The sequence below is a fragment of the Robertkochia solimangrovi genome (assembly GCF_007279655.1).
Lineage (GTDB): Bacteria > Bacteroidota > Bacteroidia > Flavobacteriales > Flavobacteriaceae > Robertkochia > Robertkochia solimangrovi.
Map to the genome: position 1 here is coordinate 55,389 of NZ_QKWN01000002.1, position 16,546 is coordinate 71,934.

A 16,546-nucleotide genomic window follows, 5' to 3' on the forward strand; every position below is an offset into this window, starting at 1 on the left:
TTAATTTAAAATGGAGATTAAATTAACCATTGATAAGATTAAGGAATGTATAATTTTTTATAGATATGTTCGTTTTGCAAAAATTAAGCAGAATGAAAATATTTTAATTTATGGGATTTCCAGAGGAGGAACAACGATGTTGGCTCAAGCTATTGAAAAGGGTTTAAATGCCCGATTGATTTGGGAGCCACTTTTTAGGTATAAGAAGGTATCTTTCAATTGGATCAATCCATATTCGGTTCAGAAATATTCTGATTTAAATCTAGGTTGGACACCATATCTGCCGGAAAATTTGAAGAATAGAGAAGTCTATTCTTTTTTTAAAGATTTATTCAATCTTAAGGTTAGAAATATTAGGTTCTTCCGTTATTCAAAGGGCAATGATTTTTCAAAAGCAAAATTTACAGTGATTAAATTTTGCTTTGCCAATTTTGCTTATGCATATCTTCAAAAAAAATTTCAACAAAAATCAATTATATTATTGAGGCATCCGTTTGCAATTGCTGCGTCATCCTTGAATTTTGGAAAAAACTTTGATTGGCATAAATCAAATTTTTCTACTTGGAAATTTAAAGTTAATTCTCCTTTTGATGACAAATCTCTAGAGAGTTATAATGACCATATTGAACTTATCAATTCCCCTTTTACCTTATTGGTATATCAGATAGTTTTGCAATATAAATTTGTATTAGAAAATAGGTTACCTGAAAATTCTGTTGTTGTTTTCTATGAAGAATGTCTGATTAATCCCCTAGCTGTAGCAAATAAAATACAGTCGTGCTTAAACTTGAAATTGAATACGGAGTTTCAAAATCAGATGAGAAAAGCCAGTTTTAGTTCCAAAGCTGGTCACACCAGTAAAAATGTCTATACACAATTAGCAAAATGGCAAAAAGACGTTCCTATAAATGAACAAGAAAGTGGATTGAAGATCTTTAAGGCAATGGATTTCAATGTTTACTCACAAGAATTAGAACCTATGATTAAATTATGACGAAACTTGCAATTGTCACAACACATCCCATTCAATATTACGCGCCCTGGTTCTCGAAGTTATCTGATCAGGAAAATGTAGCATTAAAGGTTTTTTATACTTGGTCGCAGTCTAAAAAACAAGTGGTAGATCATAAATTCGGAAAGGTTATCACCTGGGATATACCTTTATTAGAGGGTTATGATTACGAGTTCGTTAAAAATCAATCATCTGAACCAGGTTCACATCATTTTAAAGGAATATATAATCCGACATTGATCCATGATCTGGAATGTTGGAATCCAGATGTGATTCTGGTTATGGGTTGGAATTTCAAAAGCCATTTAAAAGTGATACGTCATTTTAAAGGCAAAGTAAAACTTGTTACCAGAGGTGATTCCACTTTGTTGGATGAAAAGGCAGGTTTGAAACAAATACTTAGAAGAATTTGGCTAACCTGGTTGTATAAGCATTTTGATATTGCTTTTTATGTAGGTCAGAATAATAAAGATTATTATATTAAACATGGCGTTCCCTTAAGTAAATTACGTGTTGCCCCACACGCTATCGATAATTTTAGGTTTTCAGGGAATGAAGTTTTAGATTTTGAAGAGCAGTCGTTAATTTGGAGACATGAATTGGGTATTGAGGATGATGAATTGGTTTTACTCTTTGCTGGAAAATTGGAGTCAAAAAAAGACCCGGAAATACTAGTGGAATTGATGGAACGATTGCAAAATCCAAAAATACGTTTGGTATTGGTAGGAAACGGTCCTATGGAAGATAAGTTAAAGCAACGATCAATCGCGGATAACAGGATCATTTTTGTATCTTTTCAAAATCAGTCGAAAATGCCATTGGTCTACCGTTTAGGTAATATAACTATCTTACCATCTAAAGGTCCCGGAGAGACTTGGGGCCTGGCGGTAAATGAGTCAATGGCAAGTAGTCGTCCTGTTATTGTTACTGATAAAGTTGGATGCGCTCCTGACCTTGTTGTATCCGGCGAAACAGGTTGGATTTTTCCAGCAGGTAATATTAAAGCATTGGAGACTATTGTTACGAATTTAAGCAAACAACAATTATTCGAAATGGGGCAAATTGCAAGAAATAGAATAGAGAATTGGAATTTCGGAGCAATCGTGACCGCCATTACCGATGCGATCTCCGAATAAATGAAGATATTATATATAGGACAATACGGGTATGGTACCACCAGCAGAATGCGAGGGGAGGTTCTCAAGGATATTCTAAATCCGAAAGACTTTATCGTTACAGATACTAGAGTTCCTTATTTCATGTTACATCCTTTTTTAAGGAGTATCGGGTTTCGATTTAAAAAAGGACCTTTAATTTCCAAGATCAATAATTTTATAGTCGATGAGGTTAGTAGAATTGATGGGCGTTTAGATCTTGTTTGGGTCGATAAGGGAATTTTTATCAAACCGGAAATAATTAAACTTTTAAAGGGGAAAAGTGATAAAATTATTCACTTTACTCCAGACATGGCTTTTTTCGATAACCGATCAAAAAAGTTCTATAGATCGTTACATTTATATGATTATGTGATTACCACAAAAGAACCAGAAGTGAATTTTTATAAAGAATATATTTCTGATGAAAAAATTGTTTTGAGTACTCAAGGTTATAGCAGATCAATACATCATCCTTATAATAGTTTTGAGGAGAAAAAATATGATATAGGTTTTGTTGGGCTTTATGAAAAGCATAGAGCGGAAATTCTTCAGGTATTGATCGATAATGGTTATTCTATTGCATTCGCGGGGAATGGTTGGACTGAATTTATGAGTCGTAATGCAAATAACCCGAGAGTTCATTATAAAGGGAAAGGACTTTTTGGAGAAAATTACGCTAAATTAATATCAGAGTGTAAATTCGGACTTGGCTTGCTTTCTAAAAAATTTCCTGAATTACATACGACAAGAACCTTTGAAATTCCTGCCTGTGGCACTGCTTTAATAACTGAAAGTACAGAACAAACTGAAAAATATTTTGAAAGTGATGAAGTTTTGTTCTATTCAGAAGCCAAGGATTTATTGGAGCAATTAAGTTATTATCTAAGTGCCCCTCCTCGATTAATCGAATTGACTAAAAAAGGTGCGGAAAGGGTAGTGAAGGATCAGCGGGATTATGAATCGGTTATGAAGGAGATTTTGAAAAAAATTGGATATTGAAAAAATTAGCGGTCATTCACTTTCTACCTCTGGAAGACTATCCTCCAATTTTAAATTTATTAGCTATACTGGATGATGATCCGGAAATTATCACAAAGGCTTATTCTACTCAAAAATTTAAAAAAGTTGAGAGTCCAACTCTTAAAAATGTGGAAATTCAAAGATCAAAATTACCTACTCTGAAGTCAAATAGGATAGTAAGATCTCTTTATTATATTAATTTTATATGGAAAACATTGCGCGGTTTGATCGCTTACCGACCTGACCTGATACTTTATTATGATCCATTCTCCATCGGGCCGATTTATCTTTATAGTAAATACTTTAACCCAAATTCAATAGTATTGGGGCATTACCATGAGTTATTTACATCGGAATGGTATAAAAAGGCGATGTTAATGGTCAGACTTTTTCATAATTGGGAGAAATCTTATATCTATAGAAAAGTTGATTGGATATCACAAACAAATGAAGAAAGAGTAAGGCTTTTTTTAGAGCAAAATCCCTTAGTTGATAAAAGTAAGTTACATGTTGTTCCTAATTATCCACCACTTATCTGGAAGGATATGGTTGTTAAAGTATCTAATAATGATAATATATTAAAGCTGGTTTATGTAGGTGCTATATCTTTAAGGAATACATATATTAAGGAAGTTTGTGAGTGGGTTGATAAAAGTGAATCTCTGATGACATTAGATATATATTCCAATAATTACGATAAGGAAACTTACAGTTACTTAACTAATTTAAAGAAGGATTATATAAAATTTTATTATAAAGGAATAGCTTATGACGATCTACCGAAAATTCTACCGAAATATTCTGTCGGCTTGATTTTATATAAAGCTGACGATCTAAACTTTAAGTTTAATGCCCCTAATAAATTATTTGAATATTATCGTTGTGGATTAAAAGTATGGTGTTCGGAAGATATGATAGGGTTAAAAAATATAATTTCGGAAGAGGAATTAAACCTGGAATATTTAAATTTTAATAATTTACCTCACCTAAAAGAACTTATCTTCGTTCAGGATAGGAAGAATATGATATTAAATAGTAAATATAGTGCTGAAACTGCATTGAAAGAATTGATAAACGCTGTTAAAGTATAGGGATAAATGAATGTCTGGTCGATAATTGGTGTAATATTGGTAATTATACTGTTTATTCAATTTTTTTCCAGATTAGGAAAGGAATTACCTTTATTGGAAATGATGGCCCTTATAGCCAGTTTACAATGGATTATTGGTCCTGTTATAAGCTATAGTTCTGATTATCAGCACTATAGATATTATATGTATGTGCCAGAAGAGGAATATATGAGCTTTGTGGTACCTGGCCTATCTATTTTTTGTTTAGCTTTATTATATAAGAAGCCTAATATAACGGTTAATGATAAAGTTTTCACATTATTTTCGGATAAGGGTAAATATATACTTCTTGTAGGTATTTTATCGGATATTGCATCGATTTTTGCGCCTCCATCTCTACTTTTCTTTTTCTTCATCGTAAGTCAGTTTAAGTTTGTTGGCGCTGGTATTCTATTATTTTCAACGAATAAGATCGACCGGTATTATTTTATTGGTGGTATAGGATATCTTGTGTTTAGATCATTAAATCAGGCATTATTTCATGAACTCATTTTATGGTCGGCATTTATGTATCTTATTTGGGCATTAAGAAATAAACCAAGTAATCGGACCATTTTTTTAACTATTGGAATTGGAATTATTGGGTTAATTGGTCTGCAATCCGTTAAATCTGCATATAGGGATGCTATTAAAGATAATGAGAATAGCAATAAAATTGCCTTGATGTTTAGTTTATTATCAGATGAATGGAGTAAAAGTTCCTATGATGATATTGAAAAGGAAGAAGAGGAACAAATGGTGAATGTTAGACTTAATCAGGGCTGGATCATATCGGCAATAATGGATTATACTCCAGAATATGAACCCTATGCAAATGGTGAAACGATAACCACTGCTATAAGTGCAAGTTTACTTCCGAGATTTTTGTTTCCAAATAAGAAAGAAGCAGGGGGGCAGGAGAATTTTGAAAGATTTACTGGTTTGCCAATTGATAAAGGGACCTCGATGGGCATTAGTATCATCGGTGAAGCCTATGCTAATTATGGTGTAATTGGAGGTATCATCTTTATGGGATTCTGGGGCCTATTCTTATTGGTAATCTGGAAGTTTTTAATAAAAATGTTTATTAAACATCCACTGATCTTATTCTTTTTACCTATGTTATTTTTACAGGTAGTTAAGGCAGAAACTGAGTTTGCAACAGTGTTAAATCACCTTATAAAATCTTGTATAGTTCTTTTGATGTTCTATTGGTTTGCAACCAAGGCGCTGAAATGGGAAATCTAAATTGAGTTAAATGCTGGCATTAATTTTTAGGAAAAAGAGCCCGACCTTTCATAGCATTGAAGTATTATTTGAAAGTCTTTTGCCTTACATCAGGAATAAGATGGAAGTGGAAAAGCTTGAGGTGCCAGAGGAAGGGGTTGGTTTAGTAACTTTTATTAGGAATATAAAGTTTATCAATAGGAATAAAAAAGCGATCAATCATATAACCGGACATGTAAATTATCTAATTCCTTTTTGTGGTAAGAACTCCATTCTTACCATACATGATATAGGATCTCTTTTTAAAGGTAACATAGTTAAACAATCTGTTCTTGAATTTTTATTTTTAATAGTTCCACTTCGAAAAGCAAAAGTGGTCACTGTAATTTCAGATTTTTCTAAGAAAGAATTACTTCTCAAATACCCTTGGGTCTCATCAAAATTACAGGTTATTTATAATCCGGTGAATCCTGATCTAAAATTTAAAATTTCAGAGTTTAATGCCGAAAGGCCAAGTATTCTTCATGTAGGTACAAAATCGAATAAGAATCTAGAAAATACGATAAGAGCACTGGATGGAATTGCGTGTAAACTTTTAATTATTGGTAAATTAAGTGATGAACAGCGTGTGCTGTTGCAACAGCACCAAATAGATTATCAAAATTATCAAAATTTACCTTTTGATAAGGTTAAAGGGCTCTATGAGCAATGTGATTTGGTCTCTTTTATTTCTTTTTATGAAGGATTTGGGATGCCAGTTATTGAAGCACAACAGGTCGGAAGGCCCGTGATTACTTCTCCTATGGCTTCTATACCCGAAGTCGCTGGTAGCGGTGCTTGTTTCGTAGATCCACATAATGTGGCTGATATGAGAAGCGGATACCTTAGATTGATCAATGACAGCGTTTACAGAAATGAATTGGTTCGGGAAGGAATGAACAATGTAAAGAGATTTCAAATCGAAAATATAGCGGACGAATATCTAAAAATATATTATTCATTAGGTGGAGAACAAGGCTGAAATATTAGTTTTTATCGATTGGTTCTTACCCGGGTATAAAGCAGGGGGGCCAATTCAATCCGTTAAAAATCTTATTGATCTTTTAAAGAAGGACTATAATTTTTATTTGGTGACCTCAAATAAGGATGAAGGAGAAACTTTGGCCTATGAGGGAATAATTCCCGGTATTTGGTATGAAAAGGAAGGATATTGGATACAATATCTCGACGATTCGATGCAGCATGTATCTTATTTTAAAAAGCTGATATCAGAGCATGATTTTGAAAATATTTATATAAACTCTATGTTCTCTCCAGGATTTTCGATCAAACCTCTATACGCTGCTATAAGTACGAATAAATCGGTAATTCTGGCACCCAGAGGTATGTTAGGAGCGGGAGCTCTGGAAATTAAATCGTTCAAAAAAATGGTATATCTTTCCGCTTTTAAAGCTTTAGGCTGGCATAAAAAATTGGTCTGGCATGCGACTGCAGATACGGAATACCATGAAATTCAAAAGATTTTTGGAAAAGTTCATACACATATAATCTCTAATGTTTCTGCTGCTTCACAAGATTATTTATCCAAAATAAAAGTTAAGAATGATCTGAATTTGTTTTTTCTTTCCAGAATCAGTTTTAAAAAGAATTTACTGGATGCCATAGGATATCTTAAGTACATACCGGAATCATATTCGGTAAAATTTACAATTATAGGTCCGATCGAGGAATCCGAATATTGGAAATCCTGTAAAACTCAAATAGAACAATTGCCTGCACATATTAGATGTAATTTTATTGGCCCAGTAGCCAATGATCGTATAGCTAGTTTACTTCATGAACAGCATGTATTATTATTACCAACAAGGAGTGAAAATTACGGTCATGTAATAGTAGAGTCCTGGCAAAATGGTTGTCCGGTAATAATTTCTGATCAGACTCCCTGGAAGAATTTACACGAGCATAAACTTGGTTATGAATTACCGTTAATCAAGGGCAGAAAGTTTATAAAAGCGATCATAAACTTTGCTGGAATGAAGCAACAAGAATTTAATGAATGGTCCCATTCCAGCTATAATTATAGTATTTCCCTTTCTGATAAGAATACTATTAAATCCAAGTATAAAAATTTGTTCAAGGATAAATTATGAAAGTAGAATTATCCAAATTTGATAATTCCTGGTATATTCCAGGAGGTGGATTTATAAAAAGAGGAATATGGTATTTCGTAAATCATTGTGTTTTCAGAACTCCAATTCCATTTCCATCCGCTCTTAAATGTATGATTTTACGTTGGTTTGGAGGAGAGATCGGTAAGGAAGTGGTCCTCAAACCTCGCATAAATATTAAATATCCATGGCGATTGTTTATCGGAGATCATTCCTGGATAGGGGAAGGGGTCTGGATTGATAATCTTGACGATGTTACCATAGGTGCTAATGTTTGTGTCTCCCAGGATGCCTACCTGCTTTGCGGAAATCATGACTTTAAAAAGGAAGCTTTTGATCTTATCACTAAACCTATTGTATTGGAAGACGGAAGCTGGATAGGAGCGAGATCTATTGTTTGCCCAGGAGTAAAGACCGGTACGAATTCAGTATTAACGGTAGGTTCTGTTGCGAGCCATGACCTGTTTCCATTTGGCATCTACCGCGGTAATCCTGCTACATTCATTAAAGAACGGAAGTTCGAGTCTTAAATATGAAGATATCACTAATTACCGCTACTTTTAATAGCGAGGCTACCTTGCAAATTTGCATTGAGGCAATTAGAAAATTGCAGTTTGAAGATCTGGAATATATCGTGATCGATGGAGGATCTACGGATGGTACGCTGGAAATCATCGCACATAACCGGGATATCATTACCTCGACGATATCGGAAAAAGATGATGGTATCTATGATGCGTTGAACAAAGGTTTAGCAATTGCTACCGGAGAAGTGATCGGATTTATGCATTCTGATGATCTGCCTGCCTCGAACGCTATATTCAATCGAATCGAAAAGGAACTGGAAGACCCGAATATAGACGGTGTTTACGGAGATCTGCATTATGTGGATAAAACAAACCCTGAAAAGATCATCCGCAATTGGAAGAGTAGTCCTTTTACCGTTGATCTGATTAAAAAAGGCTGGATGCCACCCCATCCTACACTTTTCCTGAGAAAGGGTGTCTATGAGAAACATGGTATGTTTAATACCGATTATTCCATTGCTGCCGATTATGAATTTGTTTTAAGGATTTTTACTGATCCTAAGCTGCAGTTCAGGTATATACCCGAAGTTATTACGAAAATGAGAGTCGGAGGCGCATCGAACAGATCTTTGAAGAATATACTTCAGAAATCTAAGGAAGACCTGAAAGCGATGCGAACCAATGGTATAAAAAATCCATGGCGTGTTCTTTTTCATAAGAACTTTTCAAAAATAACACAGTTTTTTAAGTGAAACCATTAAGGAGATAAGAGTTTAGAATTAAGAATTGAGAATTGAGAATTGAGAATTGAGAATTGAGGGATCAGCAAGCATTATTTTCAAAGGAGTTTACTTCCAATTCCACCCTTTAGTGTTGGGGTAAAGAATTGGACTAGATTCAGAATTGAGAATTGAGAATTTTTAAATGTTGCTGAGTTACAATTTAATAAGTCACAGGTAACGCTGTACCATGAGAAAAAATGAGATTTTTCAATTACTTGATATTAAGAAAACCATTAGATAATAAGAATTGCCTTATTTTCGTTTAACATGATAAATGATATCTTTGTAAGATATTTTGGAATGATGAATTGGTGATTTTGTTAAGGAACTCCAAAAGATTTTGTCAAAACCATAGAAAATATTAAAGAATAATTTAGAATTCATAATTGTGTATTAACATGCTTATAAATTCTTGTGATGTAATTTTTTTATATCTACATTTGACCCGTTAAGTAATTGATTATAATAAACTTACGACCTGACTATTACCTGTGTGATTTGTATGAATTGTTTAGTAACAACGTATTAATTAGCATTATATGGTATTAATTTACACTTTCGGAATGTTGGCGGGAGGATTCCTGATTACATATTACCTCATGCCAAAAATACTCCAGGTGGTGAAATTTAAAAATTTCACCGATGTACCGGGAGTCCGTAGTTCACACAGTTTTGTTACCCCGACTTTAGGTGGAATTACTTTCTTTATCACATTGATCGGAGCGTTGTTCTTTTTACGTTCGGAAGATCATTACAATGAGGCATTTAATTTTATTCCTGCGCTTACCCTGTTATTTATCATGGGACTTAAAGATGATCTTGTGGTATTGGGACCTCGGGTCAAGTTACTGGGCCAGTTGGGAGCAATGGCATTTTTGCTGCTGAATCCGGCTTTTACAATTCATTCCCTGTATGGGTTTATGGGAATCTATGAAATTCCGTATTTTTTACAGTTAGCCCTTTCTGTATCCACGATGATCGTAATTATCAATGCTGTGAATCTCATCGATGGTATCGACGGACTTGCGGGTATGCAGGGAATTGTAATTCTGGGAATTTTTTCCGGTCTTTTCTTTATGGCAGATCAGATGTTCTATTTTTATCTGGGATTAGCCATGATAGGTTGTCTCGCAGCATTTCTTTGTTTTAATCTGTCCAAGACACAAAAGATTTTTATGGGAGATACCGGATCTATGATTCTTGGTTTTATCATTGGAATCTTCACAATACGTTTACTGGCGATTGAGAGTACGAATATTACCTTACTTCCTTTTGATCCTGAATATACCTCGATCATTGCCATGAGTGTTCTGTTCATACCCCTATACGATACCGCACGTGTATTCTTTATTCGACTTAAAAAGGGAGTTTCTCCGTTCAAGGCAGATCGTTCTCATGTACATCATATTCTGGTGGATATGTTGCATTTTTCACATCGAAGAGCAAGCGCAGTACTGAGTATGATCACTATTATTTTTACAGGAACTATCTATTATTTAAGTACCGTAATTGAATCACTTTCCGTATTATTCGTAGTGTTTTTGTGTTGTATACTAACTATTGCTTTGATCAACTATCAAATGATCTATGGGTTTGGAGGGCTGAAGAAGCGTATGGCGATGCGTAAGCGCCTGAAGAGTATCTACAAATTAGAAGAGTGGCAGATTTTTACTCCAAGTTTGTTCAATCGTAATGCTTCATAATAGTTAATTTCTTAGATTATTTTTACATAAAAATTTTTTTCTCAAAGTCATAAAACCTATATGATGAATAATAGGATAATTTTTATGCATTTACCGAAATGTGGTGGTTCAACTATGAGCACTATTCTAAATAGGTTTTATCAAAAGGAAAATACCTTTAATGTGAAGGTAATTGAGAATGTTAGACTTAATATAGATGATTTTACTGGGCTAAATCAAAGTCAAAGGGATGAGTTAAATCTCTTAACGGGGCATATTCATTTCGGTATTCATAAGTATTTTACAAATAGCTATGATTATATTACCTTTCTGAGGGATCCTGTAGAAAGAATAGTATCTTTTTATTATTATGTAAAGAGAACACCTGAACACAGATTATATCAAAATAAACTTTTCTCAAAAGAAACCTCCTTATATGATTTTGTTATTAACAGCACCGAAGGGGATATACATAATGGTCAAATTCGATTTATAAGTGGAATTGTTGATAGTCCGAATATAATGCTTGAAAGGGCACTCGAGAATATTTATAGTAACTTTTCATTTGTTGGAATAGTGGAGAAATTCGATGAATCTTTAATATTGCTACAAAATATGTATGGTTGGAATACACCCACTTATAAAATTTTGAATGAAACCAAGCATCGTCCGAAAATAGAAATGTTAGACACTCAGACTTTAGAGGTTATAAGAGATATGAATAAGGGTGATATTGAATTATACAATTTAATGAAGGCTGAATTATCCAATAAGATTAAAGCAACAGATTCGTTTAATTTTGATTTGATGAAACTTAAATTTTTGAATAGAAAAAATTATTATAAGAGTTTTGTGAAAAGTAAATTATCTAAATTAGCTAACGTCTAAGAAATTATTGAATGGAATTATCGAATGAGGAAAATTGATTCATTAAATTGAGTAGAGGAGATTTAAATTTCTGTGGATACTTTAAATGAACATCATCGATATAAAGGCTATCATCTTTATACACTATACTATTTAAATATTGATTTAATTCATATTCAATATTTAGGCCTTGAAATTCATCCTTGTCTAAATTCAACACCCTTTTTTTATTAGAAATCCTTGTAGGAGTAGGGATAATATGAAAATCAATTTTATTTTCTAAGCAAAGTTGCTTCATTTTAGTTATGTATTCTTTAGAAATAGGAGATAGAAATGTATAGTTTATTTCCTTATCGGACTCATAATTCGGAGACCAATTCGATGTTAAAATATATGGTTCTTGACTTAACCAAAAATAAGGAATCTTTGTAATTTGATCGTGAACTGTTTGCGTAAAAAGATCACTATATTCGTTGGTATTGAATGGTTTTAGAAAATAGTGAAATGTATATTTTTGATTAAGATTATTTAAAAAACTAAAAGGAGTATATACTAAGAATACAGATTCCGGAGTATTACCAGTGTTTATATAATTATTTAATAATAAGTAATGTCCTACGATACCAATTGCCTGATTGCAAGCGAGTGAATTTATGGTGTCATTTTCACAAGTATTACTAAATATTTGATTACCTACACTATCTCCTAGAATTAGGATCTTACAATTTGATGAATCTTTGCTTTTGTCCAAAGAAATATAAACTTCATTACCAGCAACCGTATTTTTAAAATTATTTGAAAATAATAAGTAACATGGTTTCAAGTAAAAAATTATAATAAATATGGAAACGAAAGTTAAGTTTTTTATTAAAAATTTTTTCATATTTTAAATGGCATTATTGAAGTTTATTTAAGGTTAATAAATTGAATAATGGTAAATTTAAATGAGTTGAACTAATTTTTCTAATTCAAAATTAACTGGAATTTTGATTATAAATACTAATTAGTAAATTAAAATAAATGAAAGTATTTGGAATAGGGTTAAACAAAACCGGCACAACATCTTTGGGAAAAGCTTTGGAAATCTTAGGGTATTCGAAACATATCAGCTGTAATTTAGAATTAACAGAAAATTGGTCAGAGGGTAATTTGCTTCCAATATTAGAGGTAGCTCATAAACATAACAATTTTGAAGATTGGCCATGGCCATTAATTTATAAAGAGCTTTATAAAGAATTTGATGATGCAAAGTTTATTTTGACAATAAGATCTTCGCCGGAAGAATGGTATAATAGTTTATGTAAGCATGCTATTCGTACAGGACCGACAAAATTCAGAAAATTAATTTATGGTCATGAAATGCCACAGGAATATATGAAACAGCATTTAGATTTTTATAACCAACATAATAAGAATGTTATTGAATTTTTTAACTCCGTTGATCCAAATAAATTATTAGTTATTTCCTTAAATGAAGGTAATAATTGGCAGAAGCTATGTGAATTTTTGGATAAAGATATTCCAGAAGTTGAATTTCCATTTTTAAATACGGCTATTTCTTTTAAAAAGAATTCCTCTGATGAAGCTGAAGAATTAAAAATAAGTTTTTTGACTCAAATTTTGAATTATGGGAAACAATTGAAGAGGAAGTTTTAATTGAGTTATTACAGAATCGAACATATTTTATTTAACCAATTGTTAAATTCTAATAACTTATTTTTCTTCTTTTTTAAATATTTACACTTTCTAAAATCAATTATACTACTATCTTTATCACTGAATAGCATTCAAAAGTTTCATCATAAATACCAATCCAACTTATAATGAAAAAACGTATTCTCGTTACCGGTGGAGCCGGATTCATCGGAAGTCATCTTTGTAAACGCTTATTAAATGAAGGGAATGAAGTGATATGTATGGATAATTACTTCACTGGAAGTAAATCCAATATCGTGGATCTCCTTGATAATCCGTATTTTGAATTGGTACGTCATGATGTTACACACCCGTATTTTGCAGAAGTAGATCAGATCTATAATATGGCTTGCCCTGCATCTCCGGTACATTATCAGTATAACCCTATCAAAACGGTAAAAACTTCAGTGATGGGGGCTATCAATATGCTGGGGTTAGCAAAGCGTGTAAAAGCCCGTGTATTGCAGGCAAGTACCTCCGAAGTTTATGGAGATCCACATGTACATCCGCAGCCGGAAAGTTATTGGGGAAATGTGAATCCGATCGGACTACGTTCCTGTTATGATGAAGGCAAGCGTTGTGCAGAAACCTTATTTATGGATTATCATACTTCCAATAAAGTCGATATTCGTATTATCAGAATATTCAATACCTACGGACCTAATATGAACCCGGATGATGGAAGAGTAGTCTCAAATTTCATAGTACAAGCGCTAAAAGGTGAAGATATTACTATCTATGGTGATGGTACGCAAACCCGTTCTTTTCAATATGTGGATGATTTGGTGGAAGGAACGATACGTATGATGAATACTGACAATTTCATCGGACCGGTGAATCTTGGAAATCCAAATGAGTTTACGATGCTTGAACTAGCAGAGAACATTATCGAATTGACCGGGACAAAATCGAAAATAATTCATCTGCCATTGCCCAAGGATGATCCGAAGCAGCGTCGTCCGGATATTTCTCTGGCTAAAGAGAAATTGGGAGGATGGGAACCTAATATTCAATTGAAAGAAGGACTTACAAAAACAATCGAGTATTTTTCGAAAGTAATCTAAAATAAAAGAAACGTGGTGATGATTGTAATCTCCGGTTTTTTTTAATCTATCAATTCCTGTTGATGATTCTAAGCGCGGGTCGAAGGCCCTTGATGAATCCATTTAACAGGAATTTGTTATTCATTATATTGGTGAGCACTTTGTATTTAATTCCTTGATGTTCGGATGAATCCATACCAGTAATAGGGTATGCCTCTAACTGCTTTAATTGTACGAGTAATCGGTTCAGATGCAGGATTGAACCATTGGATTTACAAAATCTTATCAATGTGAAGAATGCATAACTCATTCGCTTGGAATTGATACGTTCCAGTGCTACGAGACGTACTTCAGCATCTTCTTCTTTTTCCAATTCTGCCATAAGTCTGTTCATCTGCTCAATTGCATAAAGCGAATCGTTGATGTGTCGCTTTAAATGGCTTTCCCGGTTAGATTTAGTCGTAGAACCTCCTCGTATCAGATAACGATGTACATCTTTGTTTAAAAAGATCATATTTTCTGCCTGGAGGAATAGTTTGGGTGTAAAATAGGAATCATTAACAAACCTTCGCTCTTCAAACCGTAACCCTGTATTTATAAGAAATTCCTTCCGAATAATATACCACCAGATTTCTACTCTGTAATTGGGGTTTTCAGCTAAATGGTAAATACCATTACCCGAAAATTTCTCTCCTTTTATCTTTGTGCTGTTTTCTTCGAATAGATTAGCTTTGGAGGTCTGAATTGTTCTAAAACCAGCGATATCCGCATGACTCTCCTCTGCCGCTTTTAACACCGCTCCTAAGGTGTTTCTCGCAAGGTAGTCATCGCCGTCCATAAAATATATATACCTTCCACTGGCATGGTCTAGTCCTTTATTTCTAGCTAATCCGACACCCGATTCCGACTGGGTTATAACCATGATATTGGAATGGATTTTAGCGTAGCTTTTGCACAGGTTTAAGGTTTGATCCACAGATCCATCATCAATAAGTATCACTTCAAAGTTTTCTGGTGCTATTTTCTGAGCGTAAATACTTCGAATGCAATTGTCGATATAGGAAGCGACATTTTTGACCGGTATGATAATACTTAGTCTCATAAATACATTTTTTCACAGATTGCAGGAAAGTTATGACGGTAATGTATTTAAAAATATTTCTTTGCTTAGGGAAAAAGAAACAGTGAAATGTACGTAAAATTATAATATATAGCAATTTACATACTGGGAGTGTTTAGGAAACGGTTACTTTTCTAAACATTTTGGCAACGGGGATCAATAGTTTTGGGTTGTTTACCAGGGGTGTTAATACTTTGTATGAGAAACCTTTGTAATCTTTTCCGGGAAAATGACGCAAAGGATATACTTTGATCTCCCGGAATCCGTCAAACATTTTTCGGAGTTCTTCCAGGGGGAGATTCGATTGAATGAGTCGCATGGTTAGAAAGAATATGAATGATTCTTGTCTGATTTTAAGTCGTTCACAACACTCCTGATCGAATTTATCAGTACCCTCCAGAGAAGCGATGATCTCTTTAAAAACATAAGTGGCATTTTGATTATCATAGATCACTTTGTTGTAGTGCTCAGTAGAACGGTTTTGCATGGCCGATGTAGGAATCACTCTGTGTTCATAAATATCATAGTCGATATGTGCCATCCGCTCGGATTTTAAAAATAACTGTGGGGTGAAGATGGCATCTTCCATCCATTTGCCTTCTATGAATTTAACATTGGATTCGATCAGGAATTTTCGTTCGATCAGATACCACCATATTTCATTTTTGTAGCGATATTTTGAAATGTATCGATTTCCTGGAAGGACCTCAGGATTTAAAAATTCATTTGCAGGCACAGAAGGTGTCTGTAAAGGTTCTCCGTTTTTAAAATCATGAGAAACGTAAGTGAGAATCTCCAATTTATTGGCACTTGCTATTTTATATACTTCAAACAGTGAATCAGTTCTCATACGATCATCGGGATCAACGAACTGAATAAACGTTCCTTTTGCAGCCATCATTCCGTCATTTCTCGCAGCACCGACTCCGGCATTCTCTTTATTAATAATTTTGATAACAGGATTTATACTTTGGTATTCTTCAACTATTTTCAAACTGTTATCCTGAGAACCATCATTGACAACGATAATCTCGTAATCTCCTTTTAGAGAAGGCTGATCCAGTAAACTCTGCAAACATTCCCCAACATACTTCTCCATATTGTAAAGCGGAATAACGATACTTACTAACATAACGC

16 protein-coding genes are annotated in these 16,546 nt (G+C 33.6%); 13 read left to right on the plus strand and 3 right to left on the minus strand.

Annotation, left to right across the window (positions count from 1 at the left end; all coding sequences use genetic code 11):
- The first annotated feature begins 10 nt into the window (after positions 1-10).
- The 11 genes from DMZ48_RS04305 to DMZ48_RS04355 all read left to right on the plus strand — a co-directional run bounded on the left by DMZ48_RS04305 (position 11) and on the right by DMZ48_RS04355 (position 11,572).
- Entirely contained in the window at positions 11-994 is a 984-nt protein-coding gene (locus DMZ48_RS04305; protein WP_143953894.1) for a sulfotransferase domain-containing protein, read from the plus strand.
- A complete protein-coding gene (locus DMZ48_RS04310) occupies positions 991-2,148 on the plus strand; it encodes a glycosyltransferase family 4 protein (protein ID WP_143953895.1) in 1,158 nt (385 codons plus the stop codon). Before DMZ48_RS04305 ends, DMZ48_RS04310 begins: the two co-directional genes overlap by 4 nt.
- Positions 2,149-3,168: a CgeB family protein gene (locus DMZ48_RS04315; RefSeq protein ID WP_143953896.1), complete on the plus strand. Its 1,020-nt coding sequence runs from the start codon at positions 2,149-2,151 to the stop codon at positions 3,166-3,168. It begins immediately after the preceding gene.
- Positions 3,165-4,280: a glycosyltransferase family protein gene (locus tag DMZ48_RS04320; RefSeq protein ID WP_143953897.1), complete on the plus strand. Its 1,116-nt coding sequence runs from the start codon at positions 3,165-3,167 to the stop codon at positions 4,278-4,280. The genes DMZ48_RS04315 and DMZ48_RS04320 overlap by 4 nt, the downstream gene beginning before the upstream one ends.
- A 6-nt stretch (positions 4,281-4,286) precedes the next feature.
- Positions 4,287-5,546: an O-antigen polysaccharide polymerase Wzy gene (wzy, locus tag DMZ48_RS04325; protein ID WP_143953898.1), complete on the plus strand. Its 1,260-nt coding sequence runs from the start codon at positions 4,287-4,289 to the stop codon at positions 5,544-5,546.
- 10 nt (positions 5,547-5,556) lie between these two features.
- A complete protein-coding gene (locus tag DMZ48_RS04330; protein ID WP_143953899.1) occupies positions 5,557-6,546 on the plus strand; it encodes a glycosyltransferase family 4 protein in 990 nt (329 codons plus the stop codon).
- Complete coding sequence (locus DMZ48_RS04335; RefSeq protein WP_143953900.1) at positions 6,530-7,675, plus strand: glycosyltransferase; 1,146 nt, start codon at positions 6,530-6,532, stop codon at positions 7,673-7,675. The genes DMZ48_RS04330 and DMZ48_RS04335 overlap by 17 nt, the downstream gene beginning before the upstream one ends.
- Positions 7,672-8,223, plus strand: coding sequence for a WcaF family extracellular polysaccharide biosynthesis acetyltransferase (locus tag DMZ48_RS04340; RefSeq protein WP_143953901.1), 552 nt, complete (start codon positions 7,672-7,674; stop codon positions 8,221-8,223). The genes DMZ48_RS04335 and DMZ48_RS04340 overlap by 4 nt, the downstream gene beginning before the upstream one ends.
- Positions 8,224-8,225: 2 nt before the next feature.
- Positions 8,226-8,972 carry a glycosyltransferase family 2 protein gene (locus DMZ48_RS04345; protein WP_143953902.1) on the plus strand — a complete coding sequence of 249 codons (747 nt, stop codon included), beginning with the start codon at positions 8,226-8,228 and terminating at the stop codon, positions 8,970-8,972.
- 569 nt (positions 8,973-9,541) lie between these two features.
- Entirely contained in the window at positions 9,542-10,705 is a 1,164-nt protein-coding gene (locus DMZ48_RS04350) for an MraY family glycosyltransferase (RefSeq protein ID WP_143953903.1), read from the plus strand.
- A gap of 63 nt (positions 10,706-10,768) precedes the next feature.
- Positions 10,769-11,572, plus strand: coding sequence for a sulfotransferase family 2 domain-containing protein (locus DMZ48_RS04355; protein WP_162558662.1), 804 nt, complete (start codon positions 10,769-10,771; stop codon positions 11,570-11,572).
- 4 nt (positions 11,573-11,576) lie between these two features.
- Here DMZ48_RS04355 and DMZ48_RS04360 read toward each other — a convergent pair whose 3' ends face one another.
- A complete protein-coding gene (locus tag DMZ48_RS04360) occupies positions 11,577-12,434 on the minus strand; it encodes a hypothetical protein (RefSeq protein WP_143953905.1) in 858 nt (285 codons plus the stop codon).
- 137 nt (positions 12,435-12,571) lie between these two features.
- Between DMZ48_RS04360 and DMZ48_RS04365 the strand changes: the two genes are divergently transcribed.
- Together DMZ48_RS04365 and DMZ48_RS04370 are read left to right on the plus strand one after the other, a co-directional pair.
- Complete coding sequence (locus DMZ48_RS04365) at positions 12,572-13,207, plus strand: sulfotransferase family protein (protein ID WP_143953906.1); 636 nt, start codon at positions 12,572-12,574, stop codon at positions 13,205-13,207.
- Between the two features lie 167 nt (positions 13,208-13,374).
- Complete coding sequence (locus DMZ48_RS04370) at positions 13,375-14,310, plus strand: UDP-glucuronic acid decarboxylase family protein (RefSeq protein ID WP_199287935.1); 936 nt, start codon at positions 13,375-13,377, stop codon at positions 14,308-14,310.
- 49 nt (positions 14,311-14,359) lie between these two features.
- Here the strand turns inward: DMZ48_RS04370 and DMZ48_RS04375 are convergent, their stop codons facing one another.
- A complete protein-coding gene (locus DMZ48_RS04375) occupies positions 14,360-15,391 on the minus strand; it encodes a glycosyltransferase family 2 protein (RefSeq protein WP_143953908.1) in 1,032 nt (343 codons plus the stop codon).
- 133 nt (positions 15,392-15,524) lie between these two features.
- Positions 15,525-16,541, minus strand: a complete 1,017-nt coding sequence (locus DMZ48_RS04380; RefSeq protein ID WP_143953909.1) for a glycosyltransferase — start codon at positions 16,539-16,541, stop codon at positions 15,525-15,527.
- Positions 16,542-16,546: the final 5 nt, after the last annotated feature.

Coding starts and splice junctions, on each gene's coding strand:
- DMZ48_RS04350 (WP_143953903.1), top strand. CDS start 9,542: ATGGTATTAATTTACACTTTCGGAATGTTGGCGGGAGGATTCCTGATT.
- DMZ48_RS04340 (WP_143953901.1), top strand. CDS start 7,672: ATGAAAGTAGAATTATCCAAATTTGATAATTCCTGGTATATTCCAGGA.
- DMZ48_RS04355 (WP_162558662.1), top strand. CDS start 10,769: ATGAATAATAGGATAATTTTTATGCATTTACCGAAATGTGGTGGTTCA.
- DMZ48_RS04330 (WP_143953899.1), top strand. CDS start 5,557: ATGCTGGCATTAATTTTTAGGAAAAAGAGCCCGACCTTTCATAGCATT.
- wzy (WP_143953898.1), top strand. CDS start 4,287: ATGAATGTCTGGTCGATAATTGGTGTAATATTGGTAATTATACTGTTT.
- DMZ48_RS04345 (WP_143953902.1), top strand. CDS start 8,226: ATGAAGATATCACTAATTACCGCTACTTTTAATAGCGAGGCTACCTTG.
- DMZ48_RS04315 (WP_143953896.1), top strand. CDS start 2,149: ATGAAGATATTATATATAGGACAATACGGGTATGGTACCACCAGCAGA.
- DMZ48_RS04365 (WP_143953906.1), top strand. CDS start 12,572: ATGAAAGTATTTGGAATAGGGTTAAACAAAACCGGCACAACATCTTTG.
- DMZ48_RS04370 (WP_199287935.1), top strand. CDS start 13,375: ATGAAAAAACGTATTCTCGTTACCGGTGGAGCCGGATTCATCGGAAGT.
- DMZ48_RS04305 (WP_143953894.1), top strand. CDS start 11: ATGGAGATTAAATTAACCATTGATAAGATTAAGGAATGTATAATTTTT.
- DMZ48_RS04380 (WP_143953909.1), bottom strand. CDS start 16,541: ATGTTAGTAAGTATCGTTATTCCGCTTTACAATATGGAGAAGTATGTT.
- DMZ48_RS04360 (WP_143953905.1), bottom strand. CDS start 12,434: ATGAAAAAATTTTTAATAAAAAACTTAACTTTCGTTTCCATATTTATT.
- DMZ48_RS04310 (WP_143953895.1), top strand. CDS start 991: ATGACGAAACTTGCAATTGTCACAACACATCCCATTCAATATTACGCG.
- DMZ48_RS04375 (WP_143953908.1), bottom strand. CDS start 15,391: ATGAGACTAAGTATTATCATACCGGTCAAAAATGTCGCTTCCTATATC.